13 protein-coding genes are annotated in these 16,063 nt (G+C 44.9%); 4 read left to right on the forward strand and 9 right to left on the reverse strand.

From position 1 onward, the window contains the following. Nucleotides 1-50: 50 nt before the first annotated feature. The 8 genes from P4S58_RS09365 to P4S58_RS09400 form a co-directional block, all read right to left on the reverse strand. Nucleotides 51-413, reverse strand: a complete 363-nt coding sequence (locus P4S58_RS09365) for a DMT family protein (protein ID WP_042482174.1) — start codon at nucleotides 411-413, stop codon at nucleotides 51-53. Between the two features lie 95 nt (nucleotides 414-508). After that, nucleotides 509-1,774 carry a sensor histidine kinase gene (locus P4S58_RS09370; RefSeq protein WP_337163739.1) on the reverse strand — a complete coding sequence of 422 codons (1,266 nt, stop codon included), beginning with the start codon at nucleotides 1,772-1,774 and terminating at the stop codon, nucleotides 509-511. Beyond that, nucleotides 1,771-2,448, reverse strand: a complete 678-nt coding sequence (locus P4S58_RS09375; protein WP_102952916.1) for a response regulator transcription factor — start codon at nucleotides 2,446-2,448, stop codon at nucleotides 1,771-1,773. Before P4S58_RS09375 ends, P4S58_RS09370 begins: the two co-directional genes overlap by 4 nt. 224 nt (nucleotides 2,449-2,672) lie before the next feature. Then, the gene (locus tag P4S58_RS09380; RefSeq protein ID WP_337163740.1) at nucleotides 2,673-4,808 is read right to left on the reverse strand and encodes a TonB-dependent siderophore receptor; all 2,136 of its coding nucleotides are present in this window, start codon (nucleotides 4,806-4,808) and stop codon (nucleotides 2,673-2,675) included. 123 nt (nucleotides 4,809-4,931) lie between these two features. Next, entirely contained in the window at nucleotides 4,932-5,837 is a 906-nt protein-coding gene (locus P4S58_RS09385) for an AraC family transcriptional regulator (protein ID WP_337163742.1), read from the reverse strand. A 158-nt stretch (nucleotides 5,838-5,995) separates the two neighbouring features. Beyond that, nucleotides 5,996-7,531 (reverse strand): multidrug efflux MFS transporter permease subunit VceB, encoded by a 1,536-nt coding sequence (vceB, locus tag P4S58_RS09390; RefSeq protein ID WP_337163744.1) that lies wholly within the window; start codon nucleotides 7,529-7,531, stop codon nucleotides 5,996-5,998. 8 nt (nucleotides 7,532-7,539) lie between these two features. After that, nucleotides 7,540-8,736, reverse strand: coding sequence for an HlyD family secretion protein (locus P4S58_RS09395; RefSeq protein WP_337163746.1), 1,197 nt, complete (start codon nucleotides 8,734-8,736; stop codon nucleotides 7,540-7,542). A 20-nt stretch (nucleotides 8,737-8,756) separates the two neighbouring features. Continuing rightward, the gene (locus P4S58_RS09400; RefSeq protein WP_337163747.1) at nucleotides 8,757-10,223 is read right to left on the reverse strand and encodes an efflux transporter outer membrane subunit; all 1,467 of its coding nucleotides are present in this window, start codon (nucleotides 10,221-10,223) and stop codon (nucleotides 8,757-8,759) included. A gap of 106 nt (nucleotides 10,224-10,329) precedes the next feature. Between P4S58_RS09400 and P4S58_RS09405 the strand changes: the two genes are divergently transcribed. From P4S58_RS09405 to P4S58_RS09420, 4 genes are all read left to right on the forward strand, one after another. Then, nucleotides 10,330-10,932, forward strand: coding sequence for a TetR/AcrR family transcriptional regulator (locus tag P4S58_RS09405; RefSeq protein ID WP_337163748.1), 603 nt, complete (start codon nucleotides 10,330-10,332; stop codon nucleotides 10,930-10,932). 180 nt (nucleotides 10,933-11,112) lie between these two features. Then, a complete protein-coding gene (locus P4S58_RS09410) occupies nucleotides 11,113-11,808 on the forward strand; it encodes a pirin family protein (RefSeq protein ID WP_237291840.1) in 696 nt (231 codons plus the stop codon). A 235-nt stretch (nucleotides 11,809-12,043) separates the two neighbouring features. Beyond that, complete coding sequence (locus P4S58_RS09415) at nucleotides 12,044-13,480, forward strand: 6-phospho-beta-glucosidase (protein ID WP_102966049.1); 1,437 nt, start codon at nucleotides 12,044-12,046, stop codon at nucleotides 13,478-13,480. A 117-nt stretch (nucleotides 13,481-13,597) separates the two neighbouring features. Beyond that, nucleotides 13,598-14,611: a LacI family DNA-binding transcriptional regulator gene (locus P4S58_RS09420; protein WP_337163749.1), complete on the forward strand. Its 1,014-nt coding sequence runs from the start codon at nucleotides 13,598-13,600 to the stop codon at nucleotides 14,609-14,611. Nucleotides 14,612-14,682: 71 nt separating this feature from the next. On the opposite strand, the gene P4S58_RS09425 is transcribed toward P4S58_RS09420, so the two are convergent. Continuing rightward, entirely contained in the window at nucleotides 14,683-15,861 is a 1,179-nt protein-coding gene (locus P4S58_RS09425; protein WP_337163750.1) for a sugar transporter, read from the reverse strand. Nucleotides 15,862-16,063: the final 202 nt, after the last annotated feature.

The following is a 16,063-nucleotide window of genomic DNA, read 5'->3' on the forward strand; positions in this document are numbered from 1 at the left end:
CCCACTACTTTTGTAGTGGGCATTTTTATTTGTGCAGACTGGCTGAATAACTATGAAAGGGCTGCGATGATTTGTGGACGGAAGATAAAAAACACTGCGCCCAACAGGCAAAGACCAGCCCATACGAAATCCATTCTAAAGGGTTCTTTCATATAGATAAGCGCAAAAGGAACAAACACAGTTAGCGTGATCACTTCCTGCAATATTTTCAACTGCCCAAGGTTTAATACGGTGTAACCAATTCGGTTGGCCGGTACCTGAAAGAGATACTCAAACAGCGCAATTCCCCAGCTTAGCAAGGCTGCAATAATCCACGGCTTGTGGCTCAATTCACGCAGATGTGCATACCAAGCGAACGTCATGAAGACATTGCTGATGAGCAATAAACCAATTGTGATTAACATCGGAGGGATAGCGAACATTCAATAAAAACTCCACGCAAATATAGCGACATTATTTGCGCGGAGTTTGCTACTAACAAACGCTTTTAGCAATAGGGATCATACTGTTACTTGGTTGAAAAATTGATTCGAACGTCGCGGCCATCAGCAAATTCTTCAATCGTAAAATCCCATTGATAATGGCTTACGATTCTATTCGTTAGTTCAAGGCCTAAACCAAACCCAAGTTGGTTTTGAGTATCACCACAACTTTCGTCTCGGTTCATGATAATGACTTGTGAACCAGCCTGCTCTATCACCACTCTGCCACGCAAGGTATGTTGATAAGCATTTCGAATCAGGTTGCTGAGTACGATACGGCTCATGGTGACTGGTAATTCAAATACGCCGCCGGACAGGCTTACCTCAACGTTTACGTCTTTATCGCGAATCAGATAGTTCAAATCTTGGCACAACTGCTTTATCAATTCACCGAGGTTGACTTGCGTCAGCTGCAACTCGTTGTGTCGCCCTCTGTTGAGCCACAGCAAGGTATCGCAGAGATCGGTCATGGTCACACCCGCTCTCAATATGCGTTCCAGCACTTCTTTTTGCTTTTCAATCGAATTGGGTTTATCGACCAGTTTCGCCATTAGCTCGGTATTACTACGAACCACAGCAATGGGCGTTCTCAGCTCATGGCTCGCATGTGCCAAAAACTTGTGTTCGCGGTGTAATGTTTCTTCAACCGAAGACAAGCTGTTCTTTACAATCATTGCCAACCGATTGAGTTCGTTATATTGGAAGTCAGGCATAGGGCGATTAAGTTGACAAGGCGTCAACGTTTTCGCCCACTTAGCTAAACGTTCTATAGGATTGGCAACCAGTTGACCGACAAAATACATACACACCGCGAAGAGAGTTAACGCTATCGCTGCGTAGATAAGGATCTGACATAAATGAGGGAGCTTATCTTTGTTAAGACGAGCGCTGAGATCAGCCACCTCAAGCTCATCGATAATACGTGAGATATAGAGGACTTCATTGTCACTTCGTTCGTATCGAAGCAAAAACATGGCTCTATTCGGTTCCGAATACCAATGATCTCGATAAACTCGTTTACTGAAATCCAGATGCTTGGTTGGCTTTGCAAACACTTGTCGGATTTCCGGAGTGACATCTTCCCATTGTCGAACCACTTGAAAACCGAGAATGTTTTTTTCCGATTCAACAGAAGTAAAACGACCGATTTCCTGCATGTTAATTCGCAGTCCGCTGTCCAAACCTTTCTCAAAGTAGTTCGCGGTAAGCGTAGAGAAACCCACAACCGTGATGGTTGCCATTCCCATAATTGTGCAGACGATGAATATTTTTAGACTACGACGAACTTTCATGACGCATCCTGAGAACTAATAGCAAAGCCAAACCCCGGGATAGTTTGAATTAAAGGTGCCCAATCATTCTGGTCTACTTGCTTTCTCAAGTTGAAAATGTGCACTTTTAAACTGTTGCTGTCCGGTTGTTCGTCACCCCAAACCGTATGAATGATTTTTTCTCTTGAGACACCAGAGGGGTACTCCCTCATCAATATTTCAAGAATTTTCAAAGCAATAGGAGAAAGTTTAAGAAGCGTTCCGGCTCTGGTTGCCTGGCGGTGGCTGAGATCCAGTTCAAGATCGTCAATCGTCAGTTTAGAAATTTGCCCACTGCGACGTTTGGCTAGCACCTGCATACGAACCAGCAGTTCTTCCATTGCAAACGGCTTCACCAGATAGTCATCCGCGCCGCGACTGAATCCTTCCAGTTTGTCGTCAAGAGTATCTCGCGCCGTCAGCATCAAAACAGGCGTTTCAACACCATTGTTGCGAATGCGTTCGCAGACCACTAAGCCTTCAACTTTAGGCAGGTTAAGGTCGAGAATAATAACGTCGTAGCGATTAGACATAATCAGGTTGTAGCCAACCTGACCATCGGAAGCGTAGTCACAATCGATATCTTCCAATGACATATAGTCAATTAATGCCGTAGCAAGATCCAAATCATCTTCTACTAATAATGCCTTTAACATTTGCCGAACCTAACCTTCCTAACGCAACTTTACCGTTCGATGCCGAAACAGAAACGCCAAGGATACTATTTTAGCTATCCATCGTATAACGGTTCGGCGCATCTAATTTACAAATAACATTTTAACTGATGGCAGACTAAATCATCCGTAGTTAAGGAAAGGTTAAAACATAAACGCCCGACATTCGTCGAGCGTTTAGTAAAAAAATGAATTAATTCCTTCGGTTAAAACTCATAGTTGACCTTTAATTCAATCGTACGCTCAGCGCCATACCAGCAGTTCGCACTGTCGTAGCAAGTGTAATACTCTTCATCAAACAAGTTACTGCTGATAAGTTCTGCTTTTGCGCCAGTAAGAGAATCACTAAGTTGTGCTAAGTCATAGCCAATCGACATGTCAGCCACTATGTAGCTTGGCACTTTACCTTGAGTATTGGTTGCGTCCATATTCATCTGCCCCACATAACGACCGCCAGCACTGATTCTCAAACCATTCAACGTCCCTTGTTCTACGTTGTAGGTCGACCATAAGCTCGCACTGTGTGTTGGCACATAAATAGGCGTCGTACCCTGTAGGCCATTTGCGCTGTCTTCAGTCACTTCAACATCCGCGTAAGTATAGTTGGCTGCCACATCCCAGTTTGGCATCAACCACCAGCGACCTTCGACTTCAAACCCTTGTGAACGCACTTCACCCACTTGCAGTTCATCTTGATAGGTTGCAGATGAAGGGTCTGTAACCACCATATTGCTTTTGACAATACGATACAGCGATGCTGTCAATTGTTGACTCATATCAGCAGAAAGATACTTAACACCTAGCTCAACCTGCTCACCAACCTCGGGTTCGAACGGCTTACCAAACTTGGAATCGACTCCAGCAACAGGGGAGAAACTGGTGGCAAAGTTGGCAAACGGCGAAATGCCTGACTCAAATTCGTATAAAGCGCCTACACGGTAAGAGAACTCGTTATGGTCTGCTTGGGTATTGCTTCCTGAAAAGTTATTGATACCTTTATAGTTGTCAAAGCGACCACCAGCGATAAATACCCATTGGTTCCAGCGCAGTTGATCTTGAAAATACGCACCTAGCTGATCGACTGACACTTGATCGTTACCAGCATAAACTTCACTGACATTAGAACGATTCAGCAAACTGTTATTGGTATTGTAGATATTGAATTGATAAAAACCGCTGTCACTGGTTGAGTACTCTTTATAAGCGGAATCACCACTCAGTGTTTGATAATCCAAACCAAATAGCAGGTTATGTTCAACACTTCCCCAACGGACAACCCCAGATAGCTGGTTATCCCCCACTAAGCCTTGATAGTCTTCATCTGTGGTATAGATATTACGGCTTAAGGTTCCGGTCGTTTGATTAAACCCAGAAGCGGAGTGGTAAGTGTTTTCCTGAGAGAGTGAAGCATCCGTAAAACGTAAATTTTGTAGAAAGCCCCAATCATCATTGAATCGATGCTGAATTTTGTAGCCAAGCATCATGATTTCGCGTTCGAAATGGCTCCAATTATTGTCTCCAGCGAAGGTTGAAGGTGATGTTGAGCCATTCGTTATCGCCGCCAAAGGAAGTGAGGAGTTCATCCCCATTGCCGGATCCTTCTGATAATACATATTGAGATTAACCAGTGTATTTTCTGTCGCTTGCCAATCAATCGAAGGGGCTACTAAGTAACGCTCTTCCTCAGTGCCGTCGACTTGACCATCTTGCTTGCGAGCTTTTGTAATCAAACGATAAGAGACGCTGCTGTCGCCAAACTGCCCTGTGGTATCTAAAGTCGCTTGTGTTAGGTTACGCGAACCTGTGGAAGCAGATACCTCAGTGTGTTTCTGGCTTTGCGGTGGCTTTGCAATGGTATTGATCATGCCGCCCGGCGGCATAGAGCCATAAAGCACGGATGTTGGCCCTTTGAACACTTCCACTCTTTGAATCGCAATCGGGTCTATTTGTGGCTGCAAGTTCCAGCCTTTCAGATATTGGAGGACCAAACCATCGTAATAGGTTTGATCAATACGAAAACCACGAATGTAGAAGTTATCGTACATGGTGACCGCGCCGCCTTTGGTTTCGGTCACAACACCCGACGAGTAACGCAGCGCCTGACCTAAAGAAGTGACACCACGCTGTTCGAGTTCTTCGCTTTCAATAACTGAAATAGCTTGCGGTGTTTCTTCCGCCTCTAATGCAGTTTTGGTCGCTGTATTTCGATAAGTCTGACCGAGAACGGTAACGGTTTCGACAGATTCTAAACTCTGGTCTTGAGCAAAACTCAGCGGAGAACAAAAAGCCGCCAATAAAGCCAATGTGAGAGGCGAGAAATGGATTTGTTTTTGTCTGTACATAATGTTTCAAATACCCTGCTTTCTTTTATAAGAATAAATATCATTTGCATCTTACTTATCGCAGCAGGGAAAAAGTTAACAATTTGGAGCATCTTATGAGGGCGGAACTGGAGATCTTGTCGCTCATGAACCAGTCACTGGCGAAACAGGCAGCCAATATTCCATCTCTGCATCAAGGTCTTGGCAATCGTAACCTTGTGGGTAACGTTCAAGTTCAAAGCCGTCTTCACCTCGATAATCAGACTGAGGTAACCAATGAAAAATAAACCACTCCAAGGTTTGAGCGAGGCCTGAAATCGGACCTTTGTGTTTAATCACGGCGTAAGTTTGTGCGGGTATTATTAATTTCTCGATAAGGATCTCTGAACTACGCAGCCTTTCAGTCACACCCGCTAAATAACGAAGGCGATGACCATTGGAGCTTGCTCCGGTAACGTCAACCACACCAGTGAGGGGATATTGTTTAACATCAGGAAAGCTCTCGTATAAACGAGCCCAAAGCTTAGGAACTTGCTGCGAAAAGTTGGGTTCCGGTGAGAATAGGCCGCGAATCTCCCCCATCACACCATAGCAATCAAAGTCGCTGGTAGTTTCAACTCTCACTTCAATCAGCTGTAGTGCAGTTTCTGTTTCTAGTCGGCTTTCCGTTGGCAGGGAGATTGGCGTCAATAAAGGCTTTCTCAATCCATATCGCTTACCTTGTTTTCGATATGAACGAGGACTTACTCCAAAATGCTGTTTAAATGCACGGCTAAAACTCATTTCTGAATTGAAACCAAGCCCAATCGCGATATCTATAACGCGCTCAGAACCAGATAATAAGGATTCTGCGGCCGCACTCAGCTTAATTTCTCGAACATAGTGAGCAACGGATAATCCCGTTTCACTTTGAAACACCCGTTGCAACTGCCAGCGAGACCAACAACTTTGCTGCGCTAACTCTTCCAGACTGAATGCTCGCTCCATATTGGAGTGAATGTAATTAAGCAGTTTGCAAACACGTTGAAAAGAAGCACTGGAACGATTCATGGCTGGCTACAAATGAGAAAACAGAGTGGCGTTATTGTCGCACATAAAGATAATTAATGATAAGCATTATCATTTAAAGGTAATAAAAAAGGGCATCAGCAAAAAAGAGTTCCATCTCTTCGCTTTAGCCCGTGGATTAAAGGTCAAATCTTTAAAAATTAATGTGCAGCGCTTGGATCAACCGCGTGCTTTGGTTTAGGGGCAAACCAGATGATGCATGCTGCGACAGCAAAAATAACAGCGATGACCATAAACAACTGATTGGTTGCCACCATGACACTTTGCTTTTGCAGTAGCCAGTCCATAGAAGAACGAACCTGCCCTATTCCCATGCCTGAACTTTGCATCGCTTGAGTCGCCACACCAGCTCTGTCAGTTAAACCTGCCAGCTCCGCATGCACATACCGAGTCTGATGCTCCCATGAGGTATTGATCATCGATGTCGCAAACGCGCCTGACAAAGTACGAATGAAGTTCATTAAACCAGCAGCCGATTCCATCTCACTGGGTTTTACACATCCCAGAGCAATCGCCGTCAGCGGAACAAAGAACAACGGCATACCAATACCTTGCAGGAACATGGGATAACTGACTTGTTCAAAAGTCATATCTAAGCTGCCAAAACTGCGTAAGAAGGTCCAAAGACCTAACCACATTACCCCGGCAAACACGAACGGTCTTGGGTCAAATTTAGACGACAAGTTCGCGATAATTGGTGCAAGGAATACGGCCAGAACACCCATAGTTGCAGTGGCATAACCGGATATGGTTGCGGTATACCCCATATAGATTTGTAGCCACAAGGGTGTAATAACCGAGATACTGAAGAACGCACCAAAGGCGAGAGATAACGTCAGCATACTCATACTGTATCCTCGATGGCGGAACACCTTCAGGTCAACGACAGGGTCACGCTCTGTCAGTTCCCAAATTAAGAAGGCGACAAAACCGATCGCAGCGATGACCGCCAAAATGACAATACGGCTTGATTCAAACCAATCGTGGTCTTTACCTTCATCCAGCATAATTTGCAGAGCGGCTACCCATACCACCAACAGTGCCAAACCCACTTTGTCGATTTTCGAACGCACCGTTTTGGTTTCAAACTGCTTGAGCAATTTCCAGCAAAGTATTGCGGCAACAATAGCGAAAGGAGTTTTGACAAAGAAGATGTAAGGCCAGCTAAATTGATCACACAAGACACCGCCCAAAATCGGTCCCATGATTGGTGCAACAAGTGTGGTCATACTCCATATGCCGATAGCAGCATGGCTCTTATTTTTGGGGAAGATCCGCATCATCAACGTTTGCGATAAAGGCATCAGCGGACCACCGACTAAACCCAAAAATACGCGGAAAGTGACCAGCATCGTCATACTGGTTGCCAACCCACAAAACACTGAGAACACACCAAACAGAGCGAAACAGGTGACAAATACGCGAATTGAACCAAAACGTCTTGATAGCCATCCGGTCAAGGGAACTGAAATCGCCTCTGCCACCGCATAAGAGGTAATCACATACGTACCTTGACTGGTTGAAGTGCCTAAACTGCCCGCAATACTTGAAACAGAGACATTCGCAATGGTGGTATCCAGAATGGCGAGAAAGTTTGCCATTGCCAGACACAGAGCGCCGATGAACAGCGCTCCACCAGTCAAAGGTTTGATGTCATTGTCTGATGAATGACTCATGATTCACCTTAACCTTGTTCAGAGAGCTTAGATGCACGGTACTGAGCGATGGTTTGCTTGTTCACATCCGCTTTGGTATCAATCGTCACTTGCATTGATAGACCAACTTGCAGCGGGTGAGCCTGCAAATCTTCCGGATCGAGTTCAATACGAACGGGAAGACGTTGAACCACTTTAATCCAGTTACCTGTTGCGTTTTGCGCTGGAATCATTGAAAACGCTGAACCCGTTCCACCAGAAACACCCGCAACCACGCCATGATAAGTGACCTCATCACCGTAAAGATCAGCGGTAATTGAGACTGGTAAGCCAATTTTCACTTCAGTTAATTCAACTTCTTTAAAGTTGGCATCCACATAAATGTTCTGCACCGGAACGACTGTCATTAAAGGCGTACCCATTTGCACCTGGCGACCAACCTGAACTTGACGTTTTGCCACTATGCCGCTGATAGGAGCACGAATAACAGTACGTTCTAAATTAATTTGTGCCTGATGCAGACGCGCTTTTGCTGCCAGCACTTCTGGGTTGTTTTCAACGGTAGTGTTGTCTGTCATTGCTGCATTTGCTTTTTGCGCACCAATGGTGGATAAGCGATTTGCCTGAGCCTGCGCTAAAAACGCTTTAGCTGCGTTTAAGTTTGCCTGAGATTGCTCAAATGCCGTTCTTGCATTTGATAGTTCTTCACCAGACACAGAGCCTGAACGAACCAAATCTTCGCGACGCGTTAAATCAATTTTCGCTCGTTCAAAGTCAGCTTTCGCTGCGTTTAACTGAGCCTTGGCGCGTGCTTCATTGGATTTTTGCGCAGCAACCTGAGCATTAAGACCTTCGTCATTCGCCAGATAACTACGTACTCGGCGCTCTGCTAAAGCCAAGTTTGCTTGCGCTTGGTCTACTGCAATTTGTGCGTCTGTATCTTCGATTTGTACCAGTACTTCACCTTTGTTGACGTACTGTGTATCCACTACATTCACGCTGGCAATAATACCGCCAATAGCAGGAGTCACTTCGGCTATTTCAGCTGCGGTGTATGCATTATCGGTAGAAATATAACGCGAACCCACTAAGTACCAATAAGCACCATAGCTGCCCCCTGCAACAATGATCGCCGCAGCTAAAGCTAGGAACCCTTTTTTACGTGATTTGTTTGCACCAGACGCATCGAACTCTACTGCGTCGTTTTGTGATGGATTTGAACTCATGAATAGAAACCTTTTAAAAATTAAGACTCTGTGGTCTGAAAGCTATCGTCTTTAAAACCACCGCCTAAAGCGTGAATAAGAGCAAGATCAAGACTGAATGCGCGTGACTGTAAGTTCACCAACGCTCGTTGGTTATTGAGTAGCGACTCTTCAGCAACAAGCACATCTAGGTAAGTTGCCAAACCACCCTGATAGCGGTTCGAAGCGATCTTCAATGCTTGTTCTGCTGCATCCACCGCTTCTTGCGTTTTCGCAATACGAGCATCAAGTGCTTGAGTGCTGGTCACGACATCCGCTACTTCATGCAGAGCCTGAGTGAGCGTTGCGTTGTAGCCACTTACGGCTTCTTCATAACGTGCTTCTGCTGAGGTGAGTTGTCCATCAAGACGACCACCCGTAAACAACGGCAAATACAGAGCTGGGCCTATGCTGCCGGCATCATTTCCGCTCTCAAATAAATCATTGAGACCAAAAGCCTGATATCCGATGAAGGCAGAAATACTGAGATCTGGGTAGTACATTGCTTCCGCAATACCGACTCTTTGTGCTGCTGCCTCTGCGCGCCAGCGAGCGGCGGTGATGTCTGCGCGGTGACCAAGCAAACCAACACCCGCTTCTTGCGGTAAACCGTAGCGAGCATCCAACTGAATGCTTGGTTCAGAAATGGTCAAAGCTTTGTCCGGACCTTGCCCAACCAATGCCGCAAGCGCATTTTTCTGCAATGCGATAGATTCGTTAATGCCCAACATCTCAGCTTCAACGTTCGCGGCAATTGCTTTTGCTTGATTGACGGAACCCAGTGTTTCCAAGCCGTTTTCATATCGCTTAGTCAATAGCTCTAAGGTTTTGTGGCGAATGTCCAACGCGGTTTCTACCGTATGCTTATTCGCATACAAACGAGACAATTCCGCATAGGCATTTGAGACCGCTGTCGCTAACATCAAACGTGCAGAAACCGCTTCGGCTTCAGCCGCCGCTAGTTCAGAAGTTGCCGCCGCAACCGACGCACGATTCTTACCCCAAAAATCAAAATCGTATTGAAAGTTAAGAGTCAATGTTCCGTAGTCATTCCAACCGTGAGGCGGCGTTGCTGTCTGATATCGGTAGCTCACTTTTGTTTCAGAAGCGCTAGCAGCTAATCCCACATTCACCGAGCGGCTTGCGCCTACTTGCTGTGCAATACCCTGTGCATTTTTCAGTCTGGCTTCAGCCATTTTCAAACTTGGCGCACCTTTAAAAGCGTCATTGATAAGTTGGTTTAACTGAGGATCTTGATAGCGATACCACCAGTCCTGAGTCGGCCACGCCATATTTTCTGTCACAGACAGACTTTGCTGAAACGCATACTCATTGGCTTGCGAAATTTCAGGCAAGTTTTCATTTTTCGAAACAGAGCAGCCCGCCAATAGCGCTGCGCTGATCAAAGTTAAGGCAAAAAAAGGAACATTCTTATTTATGTGTTTGTTCCTTTGAATAGATTTTTTCACATTAGACAACCTTATAACTAAACCGTACGGTACAGTTATACTCTTGACAGAAAGATTCCGTCAAGCGAAACTTATCGACAATTTTCACTGGGGCTATTAAGAAACCATGCGAGTAAAAAGCGACGAAAAACGACAGGCCATCATAGACATTGCTAAGGAATGCTTTTCACAACAAGGTGTTAGCGGTACTTCTATGTCTCAACTAGCGAAACAGTTGGGAGGTTCTAAAGCCACTCTTTACAACTATTTCAGTTCGAAAGAAGAAATTTTCGCGGCGGTTATGCAATCTTCAGCGACAGAGCAAATTTCGAATTCCTTCCTTTCTTTGGATATAAATCGTGATGTTCGAACGTCGCTTTTGGAATTTGGTTACAATTTTCTGGACTCGATTTTAACCCCTGATGTTGCGTCTATTTATCGTATGGCGATAACCGAAGCCGATCGCTCAGACATAGGCCGCCATTTTTACAACAATGGCCCAAAGAAAGGCTGGAAACACTTAAGCGACTATATCGAACAACAGATTTCGAAAGGCGAGTTAAGCCAATGCAATGCTTGGATTGCAGCTATGCAGTTTAAAGCGTTACTGTCGGCAGAATATGTTGAACAATATGCGTTTGCCGCTATTGAAAAACCCAGTCAAAAACAAATCGAAGCAACAGTGGAACAAGCCGTCAATGCATTCATGAAGCTTTACGGCAAGTCATAACGCTTGCACTCTTTCCTACTCAAACCGTCACGTTGCCCTCATTCTAAATTTTCGAATAAGGGCAACGAATTCAACGGCTGTAATCGTAGCGCTTAAAACTCTAAGATCTCTTTCATAAATTGGTATTCCTGCTAATGACCCTGTTGTTCATTTGAGAGCGAGCCAAGTAAGGAGAACACTATGATTGAAATTAGAAAAGCATCACAACGCGGCCGCGCGAATTTTGGCTGGTTAGACAGCAAGCACACATTTTCTTTTGGGAGCTACTTTGATCCTAAACACATGGGATTTTCTGAGCTTCGTGTGATTAATGATGACAGCGTTGCCCCAAGTGCGGGCTTTGAAACTCATAGCCACCGCGACATGGAAATCATCAGCTACGTTTTAGAAGGCACCATCGCGCACAAAGACAGCGAAGGTAACATCGAGAAACTTCCTGCAGGTGAGTTTCAGTTGATGTCTGCTGGCCGTGGTATTTCTCACAGTGAGTTCAACGCGTCCGGCACTGAAACATTGAAGTTTTTACAAATCTGGATTCAGCCAAATAGCTATGGCGGAAAACCGGGGTACCAACAGAAAGATTTTGGTCAAGAAGCTGGCTTAACGACCATTGCAACACCAACAGGTGAAAACGGTACATTGCAGATCAAACAGGATGCGAAGCTGCACCAACTCATTCTGGAGCCTCTTACTGAGGTTAGCTATGAAGTTGAGAAAGGCCGTCGAGTTTATGTTCATCAAATCAACAGCGACCTGTTTGTTAATGATACTCAACTGACACCGGGAGACGGCGCAAAAATCGTTGCTGAGCAATATTTGAGCTTCTATAACAACAGCGATACACGCGCTACAGCGTTAGTGTTTGACCTACCATAATATTCTTATAGATTTTCATTCCTTCCCTTTTCGCCACGAGCAAATCACTCGTGGCTGTTTTCGATGTTTCGATAATTTGTTACCAGCCAGTCGTCTCTGTTTGGATGGATTCCAAATAGTAGACTTATGAAAAATCATTTTGTAACCGGTTTCATTTTGCTTTTTTCTGGATTAGAATGCCTATAACTCACCTATTCTATTTAGGCTCATTCACTTTATTTGAGAAGGTATCACTATGTCACAACAAGGTTTTCCAAAGGATTTTCTCTGGGGCGGAGCAGTGGCGGCGCACCAAGTTGAAGGCGCTTGGAACAAAGATGGTAAAGGCCCTAGCGTGGTTGATGTTCTCACCAAAGGTGCACATGGTGTACCTCGCGTCATCACCGAAACTGTTGAAGCCGATAAATTTTACCCAAACCACGAAGCGGTTGATTTTTACGGTCACTTCAAAGGTGATGTGGCTCTATTTGCAGAGATGGGTTTTAAGTGTTTCCGCACATCGATAGCTTGGACACGTATCTTCCCAAATGGCGATGAAGAGACACCAAACGAAGCGGGTCTGCAGTACTACGATGATCTTTTTGATGAACTGTTGAAATACGGCATTGAACCTGTAATCACCTTATCTCACTTCGAAATGCCGAACCATTTAGTAAAAGAGTACGGCAGTTGGAAGAACCGTCAGGTAATGGATTTGTTTGTAAAGTTCAGCTTAACCGTGATGGAACGTTACAAAAACAAAGTGAAATACTGGATCACTTTTAACGAAATCAATAACCAACGTAACTGGAAGCAGCCAATATGGGGATACTGCAACTCCGGTATGATTTATACCGATTATGAAAACCCAGAGCAGATGCTTTATCAGGTTCTTCACCACCAGTTCCTTGCTAGTGCACTCGTAGTGAAACAAGGTCATGCAATTAACCCAGATTTCAAAATCGGTAGCATGATTCATATGATGCCGCTTTACCCTGCCTCATGCCGTCCTGAAGATGTGCTGCTTGCACAGGAAATGATGCGCGAGAAGTACCAGTTCAGTGACGTGCAAGTTCGTGGTTACTACCCAAGTTACCTACTCAAAGAGTGGCAACGTAAAGGGATTACCGTTGACATGCTACCGGGTGACGATGAGATCCTACGTCAAGGTTGTGCGGATTACTTAGCAATCAGCTATTACATGACCAACATCGTTTCTGTGAAAAAAGACTCGGAAACCGATACGCCGTCACTGTTCGAAGGCAGCCGCTTAAACCCTTACCTGCCCGCTTCCGACTGGGAATGGCAAATTGACCCAGATGGCTTACGCTTTGCGCTTTCTGAGCTTTACGAGCGCTACCAAAAACCTATCTTCATCGTGGAAAATGGCCTTGGTGCCATAGACCAGTTAGAACAAGACGGTTCAATCAACGATGACTACCGCATTGACTACCTTGGTTCACACATCAAAGCGGTGAAACAAGCCATTAGTTATGACGGCGTTGATGTGATGGGTTACACGCCTTGGGGTTGTATTGATTGTGTGTCGTTTACCACTGGTGAATACAGAAAACGTTATGGTTTTATCTATGTAGATAAACACGATGATGGCAGCGGTACAATGGCGCGTTCGAAGAAGAAAAGCTTCCACTGGTACAAGAAAGTTATCGAAACCAACGGCGAAGTTATCTAGCCGCCGCACATCCGATAAATAAGCCTTTCAAAACTCAATTGAAATTGGCTAAACTTGTCTCCCTCTCGACATGCCTACCATGTTTAGGTATGTCGAGTCGGATAGATAAGGAATTGTATGGCAACCATAAATGATGTGTGCAAAGCTGCTGGCGTTTCAAAAGCGACGGTGTCACGAGTACTGAACAACAGCCCTCAGGTCAAAGAAGTCACCAGAAATGCGGTTCTTTCTGTAATGAAAGAGTTGGGATATCAACCCAATACACTTGCACAGGCTTTGGCAACCAATACTTCCAACTCTATCGGCCTCGTTCTTCCTGAATTTAGAAGCAGCTATTTTGGCAGTGTTCTCCATTATGCCGGACAAGCAGCCCTTCAGGCAGGCAAAAAGTTACTGGTCATTCGCAGCAAAAATAGCGCAGAGGGCGAACGCGAATCGGTTGAAACCATCACCAACCAACGCTGTGATGCCATTCTGCTTTATAGTCGTCATCTGTCCGAATCTGAACTGGTTGAACTGCAACAAAAAATCGCCCAGCCATTAGTGATATTAAACCGCCAGCTCAAAGCTGAATCGCTATCGAGCTTTGGTTTAAAACAAACTCAATTAGCCACATTAGCGATGGAGCACCTCATCCAGTTAGGCCATAAAAACATCGCCTGTATTACTTCTCCGATTAATAGCGAAACCGGTCGGTTACGTTTAGAAGCGTACAAAAACCAGCTTGGTGTGGCAGGTATATCAGAGAAGAAAAACTGGATTGTGGAAGGCGATAACACCTTAGAAGGTGGTTATAAAGGCGCGCAAATCCTGCTGCAAACTGGCGAAAAATTCACTGCTATTTTTGCTTGTAACGATGATATGGCTATTGGTGCAATCCGTGCTTTGCACGACCACGGTCTAAGAGTTCCGCAAGATGTGTCGGTTATCGGTATTGATAACGAACCGGCTGCCGCCTATGCAATACCAAGCCTTTCAACGGTATCACTGCCGATTATCCGATTAACCCAAGATGCCACAGCCCTTGCCTTAGCGCTGGCGAATAAACAAGGCAACCTTACCAGCCATCAAGCCTACGACGGTGAATTAGTCGCGCGAGAATCTACGCAAGCTATTGGTGAGCATAGATAACCTATCTGATTGGATTTTGAGATACGAAAAAGGCAGCCTCGGCTGCCTTTTCTTATGATGTCGATACAGTACTATCGAATTGCGGTATATCGCTTCATCAGGAACAAAATCCAGAGCAGTGATAGCAAGGCGAAAATCGCACTCACGTATCCGATGCCTTCAAGAGACATATAAAGAATCACTTTACCGCCGATCAGTGCACCTGCACCGATACCTAAGTTAATGATGCCCGAGAACATAGACATGATCATATCTGATGCGTTGGCGTCGATATTGAGCACTTTCACCTGCATAACCAGACAGACAATCATCAATGCTGCACTCCAAACTACCAGCAATATACTGATAGACCACAAGTGCGGTACTGCGAAATATAGCATCGAGGTACAAACCATCACTGTCGCCGTACAGCCGACCAATATCGGTGTATTCGGACGTTCGCCTAAGTTACCAAAAATCACACTACCTATAATTCCCGCAGAACCAAATAGCAGCAGAAGGAAGGTGGTAAAGTTTTCAGAGAGCAGCCCAATCGTCTTAAGGAAAGGTTCGATATAACTGTAAGCCGAGTAATGCGCGGTAAAAATCATGAAGATGAATAGGTATAAACCCATCAAGGCTGGATTTTTCAATAGCTCTGGCAGCTTTTTCATGGAACCGGTAAACAAGCTCGGCATTACCGGCAATAAGCGATAGAGGCTGAACATAATGACTAAAGCGGTTATACCGATAACACCAAAGGTGATGCGCCAACCAAGCCATTGACCTATGATTCGACCGAGTGGAACCCCTAATACCATCGCAAGTGAGGTTCCCGTTGCCAGAATACTGAGAGCAAAGGTCTTCTTCCCCGGAGGAGCAACTCGTATTGCAATAGAGGCAGTGATGGACCAGAACACCGCATGAGCAAAGGCAATACCAATACGGCTGGCGATCAGAACTTCAAAGTTCCAGGCAAATACCGATAGACCGTGGCTGACAATAAACAGCGCAAACAACGCGAGCAGTAATTTTTTACGCTCAATTCGACTGGTGAGCATCATCATTGGTAATGACATCAATGCGACTATCCAAGCATAGATAGTCAGCATCCAGCCGACAGAAGCTGTCGATATCGAGAAATCATTCGCGATATCAGAAAGCAGTCCAACTGGCACAAATTCAGTGGTGTTAAAAATGAAGCCGCTGAAACCTAAAGCAAAAACGCGTAAGTATTGTGAACGACGAGAATTGTCATTGGTTGCGGACATGGTTTGCGTCATATAACCGTGTAAAAGAAGATGAAAAAATGTGCACATATTGTGATTTAATTCACAATTAAAGCAATATGTTTATACAACTTTTTTAATAGTAGCGAGAGGATTTTATTTTTTATTAACAGGCAAAATCCTCGATATCTACTTCCTCTTTTCCACGGCTACTTTTTTCAATTTTCTCGAAGGCTGCTTTTGT

This window comes from Vibrio sp. Hal054 (genome assembly GCF_037162405.1).
Lineage (GTDB): Bacteria > Pseudomonadota > Gammaproteobacteria > Enterobacterales > Vibrionaceae > Vibrio > Vibrio diazotrophicus.

What these genes read in the sequence shown, in the direction of transcription:
- P4S58_RS09370 (WP_337163739.1), bottom strand. Translation starts at nt 1,774, where the DNA reads ATGAAAGTTCGTCGTAGTCTAAAAATATTCATCGTCTGCACAATTATG.
- P4S58_RS09375 (WP_102952916.1), bottom strand. Translation starts at nt 2,448, where the DNA reads ATGTTAAAGGCATTATTAGTAGAAGATGATTTGGATCTTGCTACGGCA.
- P4S58_RS09380 (WP_337163740.1), bottom strand. Translation starts at nt 4,808, where the DNA reads ATGTACAGACAAAAACAAATCCATTTCTCGCCTCTCACATTGGCTTTA.
- P4S58_RS09385 (WP_337163742.1), bottom strand. Translation starts at nt 5,837, where the DNA reads ATGAATCGTTCCAGTGCTTCTTTTCAACGTGTTTGCAAACTGCTTAAT.
- vceB (WP_337163744.1), bottom strand. Translation starts at nt 7,531, where the DNA reads ATGAGTCATTCATCAGACAATGACATCAAACCTTTGACTGGTGGAGCG.
- P4S58_RS09395 (WP_337163746.1), bottom strand. Translation starts at nt 8,736, where the DNA reads ATGAGTTCAAATCCATCACAAAACGACGCAGTAGAGTTCGATGCGTCT.
- P4S58_RS09405 (WP_337163748.1), top strand. Translation starts at nt 10,330, where the DNA reads ATGCGAGTAAAAAGCGACGAAAAACGACAGGCCATCATAGACATTGCT.
- P4S58_RS09410 (WP_237291840.1), top strand. Translation starts at nt 11,113, where the DNA reads ATGATTGAAATTAGAAAAGCATCACAACGCGGCCGCGCGAATTTTGGC.
- P4S58_RS09415 (WP_102966049.1), top strand. Translation starts at nt 12,044, where the DNA reads ATGTCACAACAAGGTTTTCCAAAGGATTTTCTCTGGGGCGGAGCAGTG.
- P4S58_RS09420 (WP_337163749.1), top strand. Translation starts at nt 13,598, where the DNA reads ATGGCAACCATAAATGATGTGTGCAAAGCTGCTGGCGTTTCAAAAGCG.
- P4S58_RS09425 (WP_337163750.1), bottom strand. Translation starts at nt 15,861, where the DNA reads ATGTCCGCAACCAATGACAATTCTCGTCGTTCACAATACTTACGCGTT.